Source organism: Novosphingobium sp. (assembly GCF_040398825.1).
In the GTDB taxonomy this organism is placed as follows: Bacteria; Pseudomonadota; Alphaproteobacteria; order Sphingomonadales; family Sphingomonadaceae; genus Novosphingobium.
Window position 1 is genome coordinate 12,676 of sequence record NZ_JBBATI010000046.1, and the last position, 14,837, is coordinate 27,512.

15 protein-coding genes and 1 pseudogene are annotated in these 14,837 nt (G+C 64.9%); 6 read left to right on the forward strand and 10 right to left on the reverse strand.

Going from position 1 to position 14,837, the window contains the following annotated elements:
* Positions 1-31 precede the first annotated feature (31 nt).
* Genes ABWP89_RS16875 through ABWP89_RS16885 form a run of 3 tightly spaced genes read right to left on the reverse strand, consistent with a single transcriptional unit; the run spans position 32 to position 1,415 of the window.
* A complete protein-coding gene (locus ABWP89_RS16875) occupies positions 32-352 on the reverse strand; it encodes a hypothetical protein (RefSeq protein WP_353230772.1) in 321 nt (106 codons plus the stop codon).
* Positions 349-729, reverse strand: a complete 381-nt coding sequence (locus ABWP89_RS16880) for a phage holin family protein (protein ID WP_353230774.1) — start codon at positions 727-729, stop codon at positions 349-351. Before ABWP89_RS16880 ends, ABWP89_RS16875 begins: the two co-directional genes overlap by 4 nt.
* A gap of 50 nt (positions 730-779) precedes the next feature.
* On the reverse strand, positions 780-1,415 hold the full coding sequence (locus ABWP89_RS16885) for a hypothetical protein (RefSeq protein WP_353230776.1): 636 nt from the start codon (positions 1,413-1,415) through the stop codon (positions 780-782).
* Positions 1,416-1,661: 246 nt separating this feature from the next.
* Between ABWP89_RS16885 and eno the strand changes: the two genes are divergently transcribed.
* Positions 1,662-2,948: a phosphopyruvate hydratase gene (eno, locus tag ABWP89_RS16890; RefSeq protein ID WP_353230778.1), complete on the forward strand. Its 1,287-nt coding sequence runs from the start codon at positions 1,662-1,664 to the stop codon at positions 2,946-2,948.
* A gap of 50 nt (positions 2,949-2,998) precedes the next feature.
* Here eno and ABWP89_RS16895 read toward each other — a convergent pair whose 3' ends face one another.
* Positions 2,999-3,376 (reverse strand): hypothetical protein, encoded by a 378-nt coding sequence (locus ABWP89_RS16895; RefSeq protein ID WP_353230780.1) that lies wholly within the window; start codon positions 3,374-3,376, stop codon positions 2,999-3,001.
* 393 nt (positions 3,377-3,769) lie between these two features.
* Positions 3,770-4,921: a carbohydrate porin gene (locus ABWP89_RS16900; protein ID WP_353230782.1), complete on the reverse strand. Its 1,152-nt coding sequence runs from the start codon at positions 4,919-4,921 to the stop codon at positions 3,770-3,772.
* A gap of 22 nt (positions 4,922-4,943) precedes the next feature.
* Here ABWP89_RS16900 and ABWP89_RS16905 point away from each other — a divergent pair, with 22 nt between their 5' ends.
* Positions 4,944-5,168 carry a hypothetical protein gene (locus ABWP89_RS16905; protein WP_353230784.1) on the forward strand — a complete coding sequence of 75 codons (225 nt, stop codon included), beginning with the start codon at positions 4,944-4,946 and terminating at the stop codon, positions 5,166-5,168.
* A 3-nt stretch (positions 5,169-5,171) separates the two neighbouring features.
* On the opposite strand, the gene ABWP89_RS16910 is transcribed toward ABWP89_RS16905, so the two are convergent.
* Positions 5,172-7,088, reverse strand: a complete 1,917-nt coding sequence (locus ABWP89_RS16910) for a methyl-accepting chemotaxis protein (RefSeq protein ID WP_353230786.1) — start codon at positions 7,086-7,088, stop codon at positions 5,172-5,174.
* A gap of 350 nt (positions 7,089-7,438) precedes the next feature.
* Here ABWP89_RS16910 and ABWP89_RS16915 point away from each other — a divergent pair, with 350 nt between their 5' ends.
* The gene (locus ABWP89_RS16915) at positions 7,439-8,020 is read left to right on the forward strand and encodes a chemotaxis protein CheB (protein WP_353230788.1); all 582 of its coding nucleotides are present in this window, start codon (positions 7,439-7,441) and stop codon (positions 8,018-8,020) included.
* A gap of 99 nt (positions 8,021-8,119) precedes the next feature.
* Entirely contained in the window at positions 8,120-9,217 is a 1,098-nt protein-coding gene (locus ABWP89_RS16920; RefSeq protein ID WP_353230790.1) for a protochlorophyllide reductase, read from the forward strand.
* Here ABWP89_RS16920 and ABWP89_RS16925 read toward each other — a convergent pair.
* Both ABWP89_RS16925 and ABWP89_RS16930 read right to left on the reverse strand, forming a co-directional pair.
* A pseudogene (locus ABWP89_RS16925) lies at positions 9,199-10,026 on the reverse strand (alpha/beta fold hydrolase); the annotation flags it as partial. The gene ABWP89_RS16920 and the pseudogene ABWP89_RS16925 overlap by 19 nt on opposite strands.
* Positions 10,027-10,099: 73 nt before the next feature.
* Positions 10,100-11,101: an NAD(P)H-binding protein gene (locus tag ABWP89_RS16930; protein WP_353230792.1), complete on the reverse strand. Its 1,002-nt coding sequence runs from the start codon at positions 11,099-11,101 to the stop codon at positions 10,100-10,102.
* 170 nt (positions 11,102-11,271) lie between these two features.
* On the opposite strand from ABWP89_RS16930, the gene ABWP89_RS16935 reads away from it, so the two are divergent.
* Together ABWP89_RS16935 and ABWP89_RS16940 are read left to right on the forward strand one after the other, a co-directional pair.
* Positions 11,272-12,366, forward strand: coding sequence for a phosphotransferase family protein (locus tag ABWP89_RS16935; RefSeq protein ID WP_353230793.1), 1,095 nt, complete (start codon positions 11,272-11,274; stop codon positions 12,364-12,366).
* A complete protein-coding gene (locus tag ABWP89_RS16940; protein WP_353230795.1) occupies positions 12,360-13,463 on the forward strand; it encodes an Rv3169 family protein in 1,104 nt (367 codons plus the stop codon). The genes ABWP89_RS16935 and ABWP89_RS16940 overlap by 7 nt, the downstream gene beginning before the upstream one ends.
* Here the strand turns inward: ABWP89_RS16940 and ABWP89_RS16945 are convergent.
* Positions 13,450-14,289 (reverse strand): EamA family transporter, encoded by an 840-nt coding sequence (locus ABWP89_RS16945; protein ID WP_353230797.1) that lies wholly within the window; start codon positions 14,287-14,289, stop codon positions 13,450-13,452. The two genes, ABWP89_RS16940 and ABWP89_RS16945, sit on opposite strands and share 14 nt — an antisense overlap.
* 29 nt (positions 14,290-14,318) lie before the next feature.
* On the reverse strand, positions 14,319-14,738 hold the full coding sequence (ribH, locus tag ABWP89_RS16950; RefSeq protein WP_353230798.1) for a 6,7-dimethyl-8-ribityllumazine synthase: 420 nt from the start codon (positions 14,736-14,738) through the stop codon (positions 14,319-14,321).
* Between the last annotated feature and the right edge of the window lie 99 nt (positions 14,739-14,837).

Genomic DNA, 14,837 nt, shown 5'->3' on the forward strand with positions numbered 1-14,837 from the left:
CAATGTTCCTTGTTGCTGCGCTGTCAGCGAATCACGCATCATCGGATTGCGCGGTCCGCCCGATCAGCCAGTCCACGGCACCTTGCGCCAGCATACCTAGCCGTCGCCTGAACAGCCAGCCGACCAGCGCCCCCAGCGTCAGCCCCAGCACCAGCCGGTTTTCCTGCGCCAGTTCGGTGCCGCTATGCAGGGCCTCGGTCGCACTTTGCACCGCGCGATCGCGCATCCGCTGCGGCAGCGGGCGCGCGGCCAGATCCGCGCGCAGGGTTGCCACATCGTTGTGCACAATCGCACGCGCCGCATCGCGCAACCGCCGCGCCTCGATCAGCGCGGCATCATCCACCCGGCTCATGCGCCGTCTCCGGCACTGCCCGTCAGCATGCGCATGGCATGGCGAATGCGCCCGATTGCCAGCCAGGCGCACAGCGCCGCCAGCAGCACCAGCGTCAGCGACACCGCACCCAGCGCACCCCACGCGCCGATCAGCGGGGCCAGCGCCAGCAGCAGCCCGACCACAATCGCCATCAACGTAAAAAACACCAGGAACAGCGCCAGTACCAGCAGTATGGCAATGGTCTTGGCATGCCCCAGCAGATAGGCGAGTGCGGTGCGCCAATAGCCTGTTTCCGCCGCCAACAGCGTCTGCGCATCGTCAAACAGCGCGCGCAGCACCATGATCAACGATGCCGGGGCAGTGCCATCACCGCCCCGCGTGTCGGTATCGGACAAGCGATCGGCCTCCTTCACCGGATCGTGGTTCACCGGATCGTGCTGCTGGTTCAGGCGTCGCGCCGGCCGGAACGGCTGAACAGCCGCGCCACCAGAAACCCGGTTACTGCGGCAATGCCCAGCGCGGTGGCCGGGCTTTTGCGCACAAACGCTGTCACGTCCTCACCGATTTCGGCAATGTCCTTGTCGGCCAGTTTTTGCGCGGTCACTTCCAGCGTGCCGGCGGCGCTGCGGGCATAATCGCCATACGTCACGCCCAGCTTTTCATCGATCACCGGCGCGGTATCGGCCAATGAACGCCCGACCACGGCAATCGCTTCGCTGGTCTTGTCCTTGCCCTGCCGCGCCAGATCCAGGCTTTTGTCGCGCGCCTGGCTGGCCAGCGTGCCGGCCTGTTCGGTCCAGTCCGTCGCGGTTGCGCCGGCCTTTTCGCGGGCGGCGGCGGTCAGTTCGGCCGCATCGGCGCGCAACGAACCGGCCGTCGCCCTGGCATCGTCGATCGCGCGCGCAAAGCGCGATTTGATCCCCGCTGCCAGGTCTGCCGCAGCTTCGGCCACGGCCGTGCCGGCATCCTGCGCGGTGTCTTTGACGCCCTCGGTCGCATCGGCAACAGTCTGATCAATCTGGTCGGCGGTGTCATCGGTGGACGGGGTCTGATCGTCGGTCGGTGGGGTGGATTTGGCCATGGCAAATGTCCTCCTGCAAAGGGTGGCGGGGTTGACTGGTAAAGCCCTGTGACTCTCGCTTGTTCCTTCGTACCCGAAGCCGGCTCTGATTGCGCCAGATAATTCGATTTCACGCAACTTCGCAATTGCACACCTCTGCTTGCCTGCGGCGGGTCCAGCCGATAGGAGCGCGTCACCACCACCGATCCGCCGCTGTTTCAGCCCGGTATTGCCATGCCGGCCGGCGCACCTTCGAAAGGCCCGACCATGACCGCGATCATCGACATCCACGCGCGCGAAATTCTGGACAGCCGCGGCAACCCGACTGTTGAGGTCGATGTGCTGCTGGAGGATGGCTCGTTCGGCCGCGCCGCCGTACCATCGGGCGCATCGACCGGCGCGCATGAGGCGGTGGAGCTGCGCGACGGGGACAAGGCGCGCTATCTGGGCAAGGGCGTGTTGCGCGCGGTCGCCGCCGTCAATGGCGAAATCGCCGAGGCGCTGGTCGGCATCGATGCCGAAGACCAGCGCGATGTCGATCTGGCGATGATCACGCTTGATGGCACCGAAAACAAGGCGCGGCTGGGCGCCAACGCCATCCTGGGCGCCAGCCTGGCGGTGGCCAAGGCCGCCGCCGATGCGCGCGGGCTGCCGCTGTACAGCTATATCGGCGGGGTTTCGGCGCATTTGCTGCCCACCCCGATGATGAACATCATCAATGGCGGCGAACATGCCGACAACCCGATCGATTTTCAGGAATTCATGATCATGCCGGTCGGCGCGCCCACGCTGGCGGAAGGCGTGCGGTGGGGTTCGGAAGTGTTCCACACGCTGAAGGCCGGGCTGAAGCAAAAGGGTCTGGCCACCGCGGTTGGTGACGAGGGCGGGTTTGCCCCCAACCTGTCGAGTACGCGTGATGCGCTCGATTTCATCATGGCCTCGGTCGAACAGGCCGGTTTCAAGGTGGGCAGCGACATCGTGCTGGCGCTGGACTGCGCCGCCACCGAATTTTTCCGCAACGGCAAATACGAAATCAGCGGTGAAGGGCTGTCGCTCAGCCCCGAGGCGTTTGCCGATTACCTGGCCGCACTGACCGATGCCTATCCGATCGTATCGATCGAAGACGGCATGGGTGAAGACGATTTTGCCGGCTGGGCCGCGCTGACCGCCAAGATCGGCCACAAGGTGCAGCTGGTGGGTGACGACCTGTTCGTGACCAACCCGAAACGGCTGGCGATGGGGATCGATCAGGGCCTGGCCAATTCGCTGCTGGTAAAGGTCAACCAGATCGGCACGCTGACCGAAACGCTGGAGGCGGTCAGCATGGCGCAGCGCGCGGGCTATACCGCCGTGATGTCGCACCGTTCGGGCGAGACCGAGGATTCGACCATCGCCGACCTGGCGGTCGCCACCAATTGCGGCCAGATCAAGACCGGCAGCCTGGCGCGCAGCGACCGGTTGGCCAAATACAACCAGCTGATCCGCATCGAAGAAGAACTGGGCGTGTCGGCGCGCTATGCCGGCAAGGCGGCGTTCGGGCGCATCAAGATCTGATTTCCGGTCGCGGGCTGCCGCATGGCGCGCAGCCCGCTGGTCGGGTCGGTTCAGGGTGCTACCGGGTAACCGAAAGTCTGGTTGAACGTGTGGACGCTGCCGTTCTGCTCTGTCCAGTTGACGATCAGGGTGACCGCCTTGCCCAGTTTTTGGAAATCATCCTCAGCATAGGCATACCCCGTGATAAGCGGGATCGTCATGTTGGGCTGATTTGGAACGACCGGCCCCTGGCGGCCGATGTTGTCCTTGCCATAGGAATTGCCGGGATAAACATGTCCGGCGCTGTCGATCGGTGAAAACAGAAATTCGATGTGCTTCAAAAACTGCTGATTTGTCGCAATGCACACGAACACGATCAAAGTGCCGCCGGTCTTGCTGCCATCCGGTGCGGGTGCGGAAGGTGATTTGGACACGCGCACATCGCGCACCGTGACGGCCGGCTCGTCGGGCACTTGCGCAAGGCAGGGTACCTCGCAAGATTGGCATGGCGAATGCGGCGTACCGGCGAAGGCCGGCGCCGCGCTTGCCGTTACCAGCCCGGCAATCAGCCAGGTGCCCAGTTTGAACCGCTGGTGCATTTTTTGCCCCCCGAATGCCCGGATTGGTAAATCCGCTTTCCCTGTCCAGGATAGCAAGTTCACGCATTTCAGCCAAACAAAAACCGATATGCGCCGATGGCACGAACAAACGGCCGAGTAACAAGAAGTTGTTGCACTTTGGGTGATTGCCGCCCGGTCAGTTGATCAGTGCAGCACGATCAGCCGCAACCCGACGATCACACAGTTGTGGCGGGTCACGTCGGCGGCGGGGTGGATGATCCACTACAGGTCGGGCTGGATGAGCAGGTGGGTAAACAGCGGGTGTTGCCAGCTGGCCTCCACCACGGTTTCGGCGTGCAGTACGGGGTCGATCCCGCGCGCGACCCCGGCACGGGCCAGCGCGATGCCGATCAAATCGTCGGGCAGGCGGTGGAACGGGGCATGCGCGACCACGCCGCCGCCCAGATAGCTGTCGATGGTCGCGCTGGCCGTAAACGCCCGACCATAACGCACCCAGCCATCCAGCCGGAATGCGCCGGCCTTGGCGCTGTCGTCGCTGGCGATCGCCCCTGCCAGCTGCTTTTCGCCCAGCACGAACAGCCCGGTCGCGCCCGCTGCGGTGCCTGTGCCATCCGCGCGCGGCAGTGTCGCGGTGTGGCGCCAACCGCCCAGCGCCACGCGGAAACCCGGTTTTTGGCGATCGATTTCGGCCATCACGATATGCCCGGCATCGCCGCCCGCGCGCCAGATCAGCCGCGCGGGCCGGTCCGGATCGCCGGTGGTGCCGCCAAACGCGCCCACCCGCAGCTTGATCCCGGCCTTGTCATCGCTGACAAAGCCGATCACCCCCAGCGCGCTGTATGGCGCCTGGCCCGATCCGGTCATGCCGGCTGCGGCCAGTTCGGCGCCCATGCCGTGCGACGCATTCAAAAAGATCGCGCCGGTGTTCTGTTCATCGAAATCGGCATTGGTATCGATAATTCCGGCCTTCACCGCGAAATGCCCGGCCGTCCATTGCAACCAGGCGTTGACCGGGCGGATCATGCGCGGGGCGGCAATGCTGCTGACGCCCTGCAGATCGCCCAGCGATCCGGTGATACCCATCCCCCATGACGCGGCCAGCGTGGCATTGGCCGACAGCCAGGCAACGCCAAATCGCGCACCATCAACCGTCGCGCTCACACTGCCGCGCGCGGCGACCCCGTCGGCGTGTTCGTGCGGAGATACGGTGGTAAATGCATCGATCAACAGCGCGGAATCGATGGTAATCGCAGGATGCCGGGGCGGGCCGTCTACCGGCGCCGCTGCGCTTGCAGCACCACCGTCACGCGCGGCATCATTCGGTCCAGCCGCATCGGTCTGGGCCAGCGCGGCGGCGGGCAGCGCCATCAGTCCCGCTGCGAGACACCAGCCGCTGTTGAATTTTCGCGCCATCTCTGCAATTCCTGGGTCCATGATGATCAAGGCCACTCTGCTGGCGCCGATCGTGGCGCTGGGTTTCGCAACTGCCACCTGCGCGGCGGACCCCACCCCGGTGAAGGTGGCCCCGCACGCCGATGCGGCATCGGCGCCCCCCGCGTGGTGCCATCAAAAGGGCTATGCCCGTCGCTGGCAGGGTGGCGCCCTGTCGGCACGCCAGGCTGCACGTTGCCCGGCACCAGTGCTGAAAGCGCCGCGCTAAGCTTTAGAATTCGCTCCAGTCGTCGGCCGCCGGCGCTGGCGCCTGCTTCAGGGCAAGATTTCCGCTGATCGGGGGTGGCGCCTGGCGCGCGGGTGCTCGTGGCGCGGTTCCGCGCGGCGGGTTTCCGGTCGGCATGGTCACGACCTGGCCGCCCGGGCTTGCCGCGAACCGCTGCACCAGTTCGCCCAGGCGGTCCGATTCCTGCTGCAGATTGCGCGCCGATCCGGATACTTCTTCGACCATTGCCGCGTTTTGCTGGGTCATCTTTTCCATTTCGCTGACGCTGCCGCTCAGTGCCTCCAGATCGCTGGCCTGGCTGCCGGTGGCTTCGGAAATACCGACGATCAGCGCCTTCAGCTCGGTCACCTTGTCGACAATCCCGGCCAGCGCTTCGCCGCTGCTGGCCACCAGTTTTACGCCCAGATCGACTTGCGCGGTGCTGTCGGCAATCAGCTGCTTGATCGATCGTGCCGCATCGGTCGATCGCTGCGCCAGTGCGCGCACTTCGGTGGCCACCACGGCAAAGCCGCGTCCGGCATCACCGGCGCGCGCGGCCTCTACCCCGGCGTTCAACGCCAGCAGGTTGGTCTGAAACGCAATCGCATCGATCAGGTCGGTAATCTGGCTGATCTGGTTGGACGATTCGGCGATACCGCTCATCGCCGCCATGGCATTGCCGGCCACGGTTGACCCGTTGGATGCCTGTGCCTGCGCCAGTTCGGCACCGTTTTTGACATCCAGTGCGCCACGCGCAGTTTCGCGCACGGTACGGGTCAGGCTGCCGATTGCCGTCGATGTCGATTCCAGCCGCGCGGCCTGTGTTTCGGTGCGTTTGGCCAGGTCCAGCGATGCCGATGACAGCTCGCTCGACGCATATTTCACGGCATGGGCGGTGCCCGATACCCTGCCCACCAGATCGTCCAGATCGGTCATCGCCTCGTTGAAAATCGCCCGCAGTTTTTCAAATTCGGTGGGAAAGCAAGTCGTTATGCGATGCTGCAGCTGCCCGGCGGCGATCGCCTGCAGCCCTTCGCCCAGCGCATCGACCACCTGTTTCTGTTCTGCGTTGGCCGCTTCGGCGCGGGCGGCCGCGCTGGTCTTGATCGCGTCGACAGAACGCGCAATCGCGCCGATTTCATCGCTTTGCGTGGCGGCCGGGATCACCACCGAAAAATCGCCCTCAGCCATCCGCGCCAGGCCCAGATTCAGCTGCGACAACGGCAACAAGACCCGCCGGCGCGACAGCACCATCACGGCAAACGAACACCCCACCGCAACGATGGTCGCCACGATTGCCATCACCATGCCGCGCTCGGCGGTGGTCAGGCCCAACGCCACCGCTGCGTTGGCGTCGGCGGTCACATCCTCCGCCGCGCTATCGAGCGCATCGCCCAGTTCTGTCGCGGCGGGAACCACGACCGTGTTGAAATGGGTACGGGCGCGCTGGAAGTCGCCCGCCGTTTCCTCTGCATGGCCGTCGTTCAGCGCGCGGTCGAGCTTGGTCCACAGCGCCATCACGCTTTCAAAGCGGATGCGGTCCTGATCATCGCGATAGAATTTGGCATAACCTTCGATATCGGCCGGCAATGATTTGCGCAGGTCGTTCGCCAATTTGGCAAAGCGACTCTTGGCGGACGGATCGTCATTGAGCAGGATCCGTGATTCGTTTTGAACAATTTCGGTAATGCGCATGTCGATCGTGTGCAGCGCGATCACCGCGGGCATCCGCGCGCGACCGATTTCCTCAATACTGTGGTCCATGACCATGATGGAATAGACAAACGCGCCGCCCAGACACAGGCTGACAGCAATGGCGGCCATGTTCATCCGCGTCAGCAGGCTGGCAATTGTGTGATTGGCAAACATTCCGGGTGCAACTCCCTGACCGCCATCGCGGCGCCGCACCAGCTGGCGGGTCATCGCAATGATCATGCAGGGCCTAACGCCAAAGCGCTGCCAAGGGTTGGTGGCTGCCCTGGGTATAACAGCCTAGAACGCGGTTAACGCCTGTTCAGCGTGCGCCGATCGACCGGGCCAAAACGCCGCCCGGGTATTTTCCACCCCTGCCGCGCCACGCAATTATCGTGTCAAAGCCGATCGTTGCCGAGACGCGACGCCTGTCAACCGGACGCGGTGTCATGGAAAACGGGATCGTTTTTCCGGTTTGCCGATCCCGACCAACGCAACGGTAGTCGAGTTCCTGTCGCATCGGCGTCGCATCTCGGCACACCCGGTACCCGCGGGCAGCCAACCAACCGGGACCAGGCCACATGATCAAAAATTTCCCTGTGGTGTGCATCGGCGGGTCGGCCGGCTGGCTGGACGCTTACGTGCGGCTGTTGCAGCATTTTCCCGTCGACCTGGGGGTGGCGGTGGTCATCATCAATCATCTGCGGGTGGTGGCGACCCGGCTGCACGAAATCCTGCCGCGTTACACCACGATGCCGGTTACCCTGATCACCGATGGGCTGGATATCCGGCCCGATCACATCTTCATCATCCCGTCGCAGCGCGATCTGCATGTGTGTGATGGTGAATTCCGGCTGGAGCCGATTTCCAAACCGCGCGGATGGCCCGATGTCATTACCGTGTTTCTGACATCGCTGACGCAGAACTGGGATGGCCAGATCATTGCCGTGATCGTGTCGGGCTATGACGGCGATGGCGCTGCCGCTTTGTGCGGTATCCGCGACCTGGGTGGCATCACCATCGCCCAGCACCCCGACACCGCACGGCAACCCGATATGCCCGACAGTGCGATTGATTCCGGCTGCATCGATTATGTGCTCGCGCCAGAGGCGATTGGCGCAAAGATCCGTGTGTTGACCCGGCGGGATGCGGTAGCGGGATAGGGGTGGGCAAGGTGATTACCCCTTGCATCCGCGCGCGCGGGTGGTGACAAGTGCGCCGGCGCCGTCCTCCAGGCCCTTAGCACCAAGAGTTTCCATCACGTGCCGCAACATTCCAGACCTATTGTCGTTGTTACCGGCGCATCATCGGGCGTGGGGCTGTATGCGACCAGGGCGCTGGTTGACCGCGGCTGGCACGTAATCATGGCGTGCCGTGATCTGGCCAAGGCGCGCGCGGCGGCGGCGGCGGCGGCGTTGCAGATCGATCCGGATGACGTGTCGTTTGAATTGATCGACCTGGGATCGCAGGCCAGCGTGCGCGATTTTGCGGCACGGCTCATCGCTGGCGGATTGCCGCTGCACGCGCTGGTGTGCAACGCGGCGGTCTATCTGCCGCTGCTAAAGGTGCCGGCGCGGTCACCCGAAGGGTACGAAATCAGCGTCGCCACCAACCATTTCGGCCATTTCCTGCTCAGCCACTTGCTGCTGCCGGTGCTGATTCCGCTGCATGGCCAGGCGCCGCGGCTGATCACGCTGGGCACCGTCACCGCCAATTCAGAGGAATTCGGCGGCAAAGTGCCGATCCCGGCGCCGGCCGACCTGGGTGATCTGCAAGGGCTGGAGGCCGGGTTTCGCGATCCGGTGGCGATGATCGACGGCAAACCGTTCAAGCCCGGCAAGGCATACAAGGACAGCAAGCTGTGCAACATGATCATGAACCGCGAATTTCACCGGCGCTACCATGATCGCACCGGCGTGGTGTTCAACACGCTGTACCCTGGCTGCGTCGCCGAAACCGCGCTGTTCCGTTACGCCCCGCCGCTGTTTCAGCGGATATTTCCGTGGTTTCAGAAAAACATCACCAAAGGCTATGTGTCGCAATCGCTGGCGGGTGAACGCGTGGCAGAGGTCGTCATCGACCCCGGTTTCGCACAATCGGGCGTGCACTGGAGCTGGGGCAACCGCCAGCGCCCAGGCGCGCAGCCATTCGCGCAAAGCCTGTCGGTAAAGGCCAACAATGCCGCCCGCGCCAGCCGGTTGTGGGACCTGAGCATGGGCATGGTCGGGCTTGATCAGGGCGTCGATCCGGCCAGGAACCGCAACACCGGGGGCAGCGAATGTTCCGGGTCTTCTTCAAACGGCACATGGCCCAGCAGTGGCAGGCGGACCATCACCGGGTGCGGCAGTTTGCGCACATAATCATCGGCGTTGCTGATCGGGATCATGCCATCCCGGTCGCCCCACAACAGCAAGGTCGGCGCCTGGATGCGCGCCAGCAGCGGCGCCGGATCGTGCAGCACGGTCTGGCCCATCCGCGCCAGCATCGCGCGGCGCACCCCGGGCGCCAGCATCATGTCGCGATACCGTGTCACGGTCGGCTCGGTCAGCGCCTGCGGATTGCCATAGGCCACCGCGAAATTGTCGCGCAACATCCCGCGCGGCGCAATATACGGCAGCGCCTTCATCATCAGCGGCACTTCTGGCGGCTTGTCATAGGCAAAGCCCGGGCTGGCAAACCCGTCGGGCGAAATCAGCACCAGCCGTGACACGCGCTCCGGGTGCAGCGCGGCAAACGTCCAGGCCAGCCGTCCGCCCAGCGAATTGCCGATGACGGCGGCGCGCGCCACCCCCAGCTGGTCCATCAGATCGACCATGATCCGCATCGCCCGCGCGTCGGAATAGTCGCCCGTCGGGTCCGCCCCGGTCAGTCCAAAACCGGGCAAATCGAACCGGATCACGCGGAAATGCCCCGACAAAGTCTGCGACCAGGGCTCCCACGTGTCCAGGCTGGACCCGAATCCGTGCAGCAGGATCACCGGTGGCCCATCACGCGGGCCGGTATCGCGCAACCGCAGCCGCAGGCCATCGACCACGCGATACTGGCCGGGATAGGCCGCCTCCAGCGTGGCGCGCGGTTTGTCGGGGGCATAGACCCACCACGCCGTGACCGCGATGGCCAAACCCGTCAGGCCCGCGATCCAGGCAACAATCATCAGAAATCTTTTCATTTGTCAGGCCACATGCGGTTGCGTCCTACACGGGTTCATGGCCGTCGGCGCGTGCGAAAATTCCGGCGCCATGTCAAAACACCGCGTGATCGCCGCGTTCGACTGCGGCATCGCCCGCCAGCACCGCGCGGTAATAATCGAACAGCGACTGCGTGCCGGTCGATGGCGTGGCCGCCGCATCATAACGGCCCGTCGCCGGGTCCAGCACCAGCATTGATTCGGTGGCGTAGTAGCGGCCGATCCGCGCCAGTTCCGCCTTGTCGGCCAGCGGCCGCACGATCCGCCCCAGCACCGACATCACGGCGATGATCGCATCCATCAACCCGACCGGCACCGATTTGAAGCGCGAAGGGATGCCCAGCATGGCAAACAGTGCTTCGCCCTGCTGGCGCGGGGTGATCGCTTCGCCCGGGCCGCCGATCGGCAGCACGCGATCCCAACGATCGGGGTGATCCAGGCATCCGGCGATATAATCGCCCAGATCGTGATCGCTGATCGGCTTGCAAGCGGTCAGCGTGCCGTCCCCGAAAATCAGAAACGGCTTGCCCTGGCGCACGCGTTCGATCTGGCCCGACAGCGATTTGAAAAACGCGGTCGGGCGCACGATCGAATAGCGCAGGCCCGATGCGACCAGCGCGGCTTCAAACGCCAGCTTTGCCTGCTGAAACGCCAGCAGCGGTTTTTGTACGCAGATCGCCGACAGCAGCACGAAATGGCCGACGCCCGCAGCCTGCGCGGCGTTCAGCACGTGCAGATGCGCGCGATGGTCGATCGCCCAGGCATCGGCGGGCGCCCCCGTGCGCGATGCCATGCACGATACCACCGCGTCGAACGCTTCACCGGCAAACCCGTCGCGCACCACCGATGCCGGGTCGGCAAAATCCACCAGCCGGACCGTGGTCCCGGCGATCTGCGGTGCGATACCGCCCCGCGCGCGTGCGAAACACACCACATCGTGCCCCAGGCCGACCAGCGCGGCGACCGTGGCGCGGCCGATCGTGCCGGTCGCGCCGATCATCGCCACGCGCAGGCGTGACCCTGATCCCGGCGTGCCCAATGTCTTACTGTCCGTCACGCCGTCCCTGTCGATTCGTCTGCATGCTGCGGCATGGTATGGCCGTCCGCCCGCGCGGAACAAGCGCGATATGCGCGACGCACCTGCCTGGCATGTAATCGATCGATTAAGACCGCTTTCCTTCGCCAGTGCGATGTGTCAGCCTGCCGGCGGGATAGAGGATGACAAGCATGGCACTGTTTCCGGCCACCGCCGATGCGGTCAGCCCGGCGTGGCTGGAATCACGGCTGAAAGCATCGGGTGCGATGAGCGATGGCCATATTGTTGCGCTGTCGCATGTGCCGATCGGCACCGGCCAGGTGGGCGATACCGCGCGCTTTACGATTGACTATGATCGCCCCGGCGCCGGACCGGCAACGGTGGCGGGCAAGTTTGCCGCCGCCGATCCGACCAGCCGGTCAACCGCGGCCATGCTGGGGTTGTACGCGCGCGAAGTGCATTTTTACCGCGAACTGGCGCCCAGGCTGGCAGTGCGCACGCCGCAGGTCTATGCCAGCGGCCTGGACGATGATGGCGCCAGTTTTGTGCTGCTGTTCGAAGACCTGGGCCCGGCACGCGGCGGCAACCAGTTGCAGGGCTGCACCATTGCTGATGCGCGCCACGCGGTCCGCCAGGCCGCCGCGCTCCACGCGCCCACGTTTTGCGCACCATGGCTGCGCGATGCCGCCTGGTTGCAACCGGTGCCGGGGCTGTTGGACCGCCTGACCACGCTCTATCCGCAGGCACACGGCGTTTTTCGCGATCGCTATGACGGATTGCTGGCGCCCGAACTGATGGCGGTGTGCGATGCGCTGTGCGCCGATATCGCCGGGTATTATGCGCGCGATCCGGCGCAGCGCGCCGTGTGCCATGGCGATTTCCGGCTGGACAACATGCTGTTCGATGCGCGCGACGGCGCCGACCCGATCGCGGTGGTCGATTGGCAGACCGCTGGCGCCGACTGCCCGCTGAAGGACCTGGCCTATTTCCTGGGCTGCGGGATTGGCAGCACCGTGCGCCGCGCGCATGAGGATGAGCTGATCGCGCTCTATTGCGAAGACATGGCGCGCGCCGGGGTGGCGTTTACACGCGATGCCATCTGGTATCGCTATCGGCTGGGCGCGCTGCACGGGGTGGCAACCGCGGTGTTCAGCGCCGCATTTGTGGTCCGGACCGACCGTGGCGATGCCAATTTTCTGTCGATGGCGCGCAATGCGTGCGAACTGGCGCTCGATCACGACAGTGTGGGTGCGCTCAAAACCTGTCTGGAGACCGGATCATGCTGACAAAAGGCGACGATTACCCGCTGCACCAGACCCCGGAACCGATCGCCTATGCCGGGACCGATCGCAATTTCTATGATCGCTATTTCTTCAACGGCTATGCCCCCGATGGCAGCGATTTTTTCGCACTGGCGTTCGGGGTCTATCCGCATCTCAACGTCGCCGATGCGCATTTCTGTGTCATCCGCGACGGGGTGCAGCATTGCCTGCACGCCAGCCGCGAATTGCACATGGAACGGTTTGTCCTGACCGTCGGCCCGATCGCGATCGACGTGGTCGAACCGTTGCAGCGGCTGACACTGCGCGTGGCGGGTGAGGGGATCGCGGCGGAAATCCATTTTACCGGCCGCGCCTTTCCGATCGAGGAGCCGCGCTTTACCTATCGCATCGGGCCGCGCACCTATATGGATTACACCCGGCTGACCCAGAACGGGGATTATACCGGCTGGATCGAGGTCGATGGCCGGCGCACCGTGCTGCATGCCGCCACGCGCGGCACGCGCGACCGGTCGTGGGGGGTGCGCCCGATCGGTGCTGCCGATGCGCAGCCGCACGGGCACGGTGTGGTCCAATCGTTTTTCTGGCAATGGACCCCGATCAACCTGCCCACCCGCAGCGTGTTTTTCCACCTCAACGCCAACCGCGATGGTTCGCCCTGGAACACGCGCGCGGTGATCGCAAACGATGGGGCGGGCGCGCATGATATGTTTGAAACCCCGTCGGCCCGGCTGGATGCGCCTTTGCAGCCGGGCACGCGCTGGCCGGCGCGCGGCACACTGGTGATCGCAGCGCCCGAAGGCGCGCTGACGCTGGAGATTGAACCGCTGGTGCGGTTCCAGATGCGCGGGCTGGGCTATGTCACGCCAAAATGGGGCCACGGCCTCTATCACGGCCCGTTGGCGGTGGAACGCGAAGACCTGGTGCTGGCTACGCTCGATGCGATGGCGCCGACGATGGAAAACCTGCACGTGCAAGTGGTGTCACGCGTGACCACCAGCGCGGGCGAGGTCGGTACCGGGGTGTTTGAACAGCTGATTATCGGGCCGTACCAGCCGCTTGGGCTGAACGACTATTTCGATACGGGCGTTAGCCCAGGATAATCAGCACGCCGGCGCCCAGCGCGATCAGCGCCGCGCCGGCCGCGCGCGTCCGGTTGACGCGTTCGTGCAGGAACACCACTGCGATCACCAGCCCGAACACGATCGATGTTTCGCGTAAAGCGGCCAGCCGCGCCAGATTGCCCATCCGATACGCGCCCAGCGCAAGCCCATAGGAAACGATCGACAGCGCCCCCGCACCCAGCCCGGCGCGCCATTGCGTGCGCGCGGCGGCCACGAATTCGCGGCCCCGGCGCAACGCGAAAAAGCCGCCGATGCCGATGCCGGTGGCCATGAAATCCCACACGACATAGCTGATTGTGGCGGGCGCGGCGCGCACCCCGCGCGCATCGATCACGGTATAGGCGGCGATCGTCGCGCCGGTGGCCAGCGCCCAGCCCAGCGCGTGCAGCGGCGGCGCGTTGCGCGCGGCCACCAGCACCGTGCCGATGGTGACACCGGCAATCCCCAGCACGATCGCCGGCGTAATCGCATCGCCCAGCACCATGACCGATGCCACCGCGGCAATCACCGGCGCACTGCCGCGCATCACCGGATAAACCGCGCTCATGTCCGCCAGGCTGAACGCGCGCACCAGGCAGGTCAGGTACACCAGATGCGCGGCCAGCGACGCGGCCAGCCACCACCCCGCGCCGGTTGGCCACGGCACGACGAATGCCAGCGGCAGCACCAGCAGCGCGGATGATCCATCGATCATCGCGCGGCCCGACATCTTGTCACTGCCGCCAGCCTTGAAAATGGCGTTGACGGTGGCGTGGGCCATGCCCGACCCGACCATCATCCATCCGGCCAGATGCGCCGGCGGCATGCCTGCAACGATTGCGTATGCCGTGGCGATCAGGCGAACCGTTCGCGCAAGGCCAGCAGCGCGATCGCCGCCTTGGCCGCTTCGCCGCCCTTGTCCTTTTGCGCGGGGTCGGCGCGCACCAGCGCCTGTTCTTCGTTTTCCACGGTCAGGATGCCGTTGCCGATGGCCAGGCCGTCGATGGTCAGCGCCATGATCCCGCGCGCGCTTTCGCCCGCAACGATTTCAAAGTGGTAGGTTTCACCACGGATCACCACGCCGATCGCGACATAGCCGGCATAATCGCCGCTCTGGTCGGCCAGCGCGATGGCGGCGGGGATTTCCAGCGCGCCCGGCACGGTGATCACCTCTGCCTTGTGACCGGCCGCCTTCAGCGCGGCCTTTGCCCCGCTGATCAGCTGGTCGTTGAGGTGGTCGTAAAAACGGGCTTCGACGATCAGGAATTTGGCCATGGTAAAGTGCCTTTCAAAAACTGCACTGGCGTGCAGTCAGACCCCCCGCCCCGCCTCCCCACCCGACCACCAATGATACCATCATGCTGTGGTGGTCGG

What these genes read in the sequence shown, in the direction of transcription:
- ABWP89_RS16875 (WP_353230772.1), bottom strand. Translation starts at nt 352, where the DNA reads ATGAGCCGGGTGGATGATGCCGCGCTGATCGAGGCGCGGCGGTTGCGC.
- ABWP89_RS16935 (WP_353230793.1), top strand. Translation starts at nt 11,272, where the DNA reads ATGGCACTGTTTCCGGCCACCGCCGATGCGGTCAGCCCGGCGTGGCTG.
- ABWP89_RS16945 (WP_353230797.1), bottom strand. Translation starts at nt 14,289, where the DNA reads ATGCCGCCGGCGCATCTGGCCGGATGGATGATGGTCGGGTCGGGCATG.
- ABWP89_RS16940 (WP_353230795.1), top strand. Translation starts at nt 12,360, where the DNA reads ATGCTGACAAAAGGCGACGATTACCCGCTGCACCAGACCCCGGAACCG.
- ABWP89_RS16905 (WP_353230784.1), top strand. Translation starts at nt 4,944, where the DNA reads ATGATCAAGGCCACTCTGCTGGCGCCGATCGTGGCGCTGGGTTTCGCA.
- ribH (WP_353230798.1), bottom strand. Translation starts at nt 14,738, where the DNA reads ATGGCCAAATTCCTGATCGTCGAAGCCCGTTTTTACGACCACCTCAAC.
- eno (WP_353230778.1), top strand. Translation starts at nt 1,662, where the DNA reads ATGACCGCGATCATCGACATCCACGCGCGCGAAATTCTGGACAGCCGC.
- ABWP89_RS16900 (WP_353230782.1), bottom strand. Translation starts at nt 4,921, where the DNA reads ATGGCGCGAAAATTCAACAGCGGCTGGTGTCTCGCAGCGGGACTGATG.
- ABWP89_RS16915 (WP_353230788.1), top strand. Translation starts at nt 7,439, where the DNA reads ATGATCAAAAATTTCCCTGTGGTGTGCATCGGCGGGTCGGCCGGCTGG.
- ABWP89_RS16885 (WP_353230776.1), bottom strand. Translation starts at nt 1,415, where the DNA reads ATGGCCAAATCCACCCCACCGACCGACGATCAGACCCCGTCCACCGAT.
- ABWP89_RS16910 (WP_353230786.1), bottom strand. Translation starts at nt 7,088, where the DNA reads ATGACCCGCCAGCTGGTGCGGCGCCGCGATGGCGGTCAGGGAGTTGCA.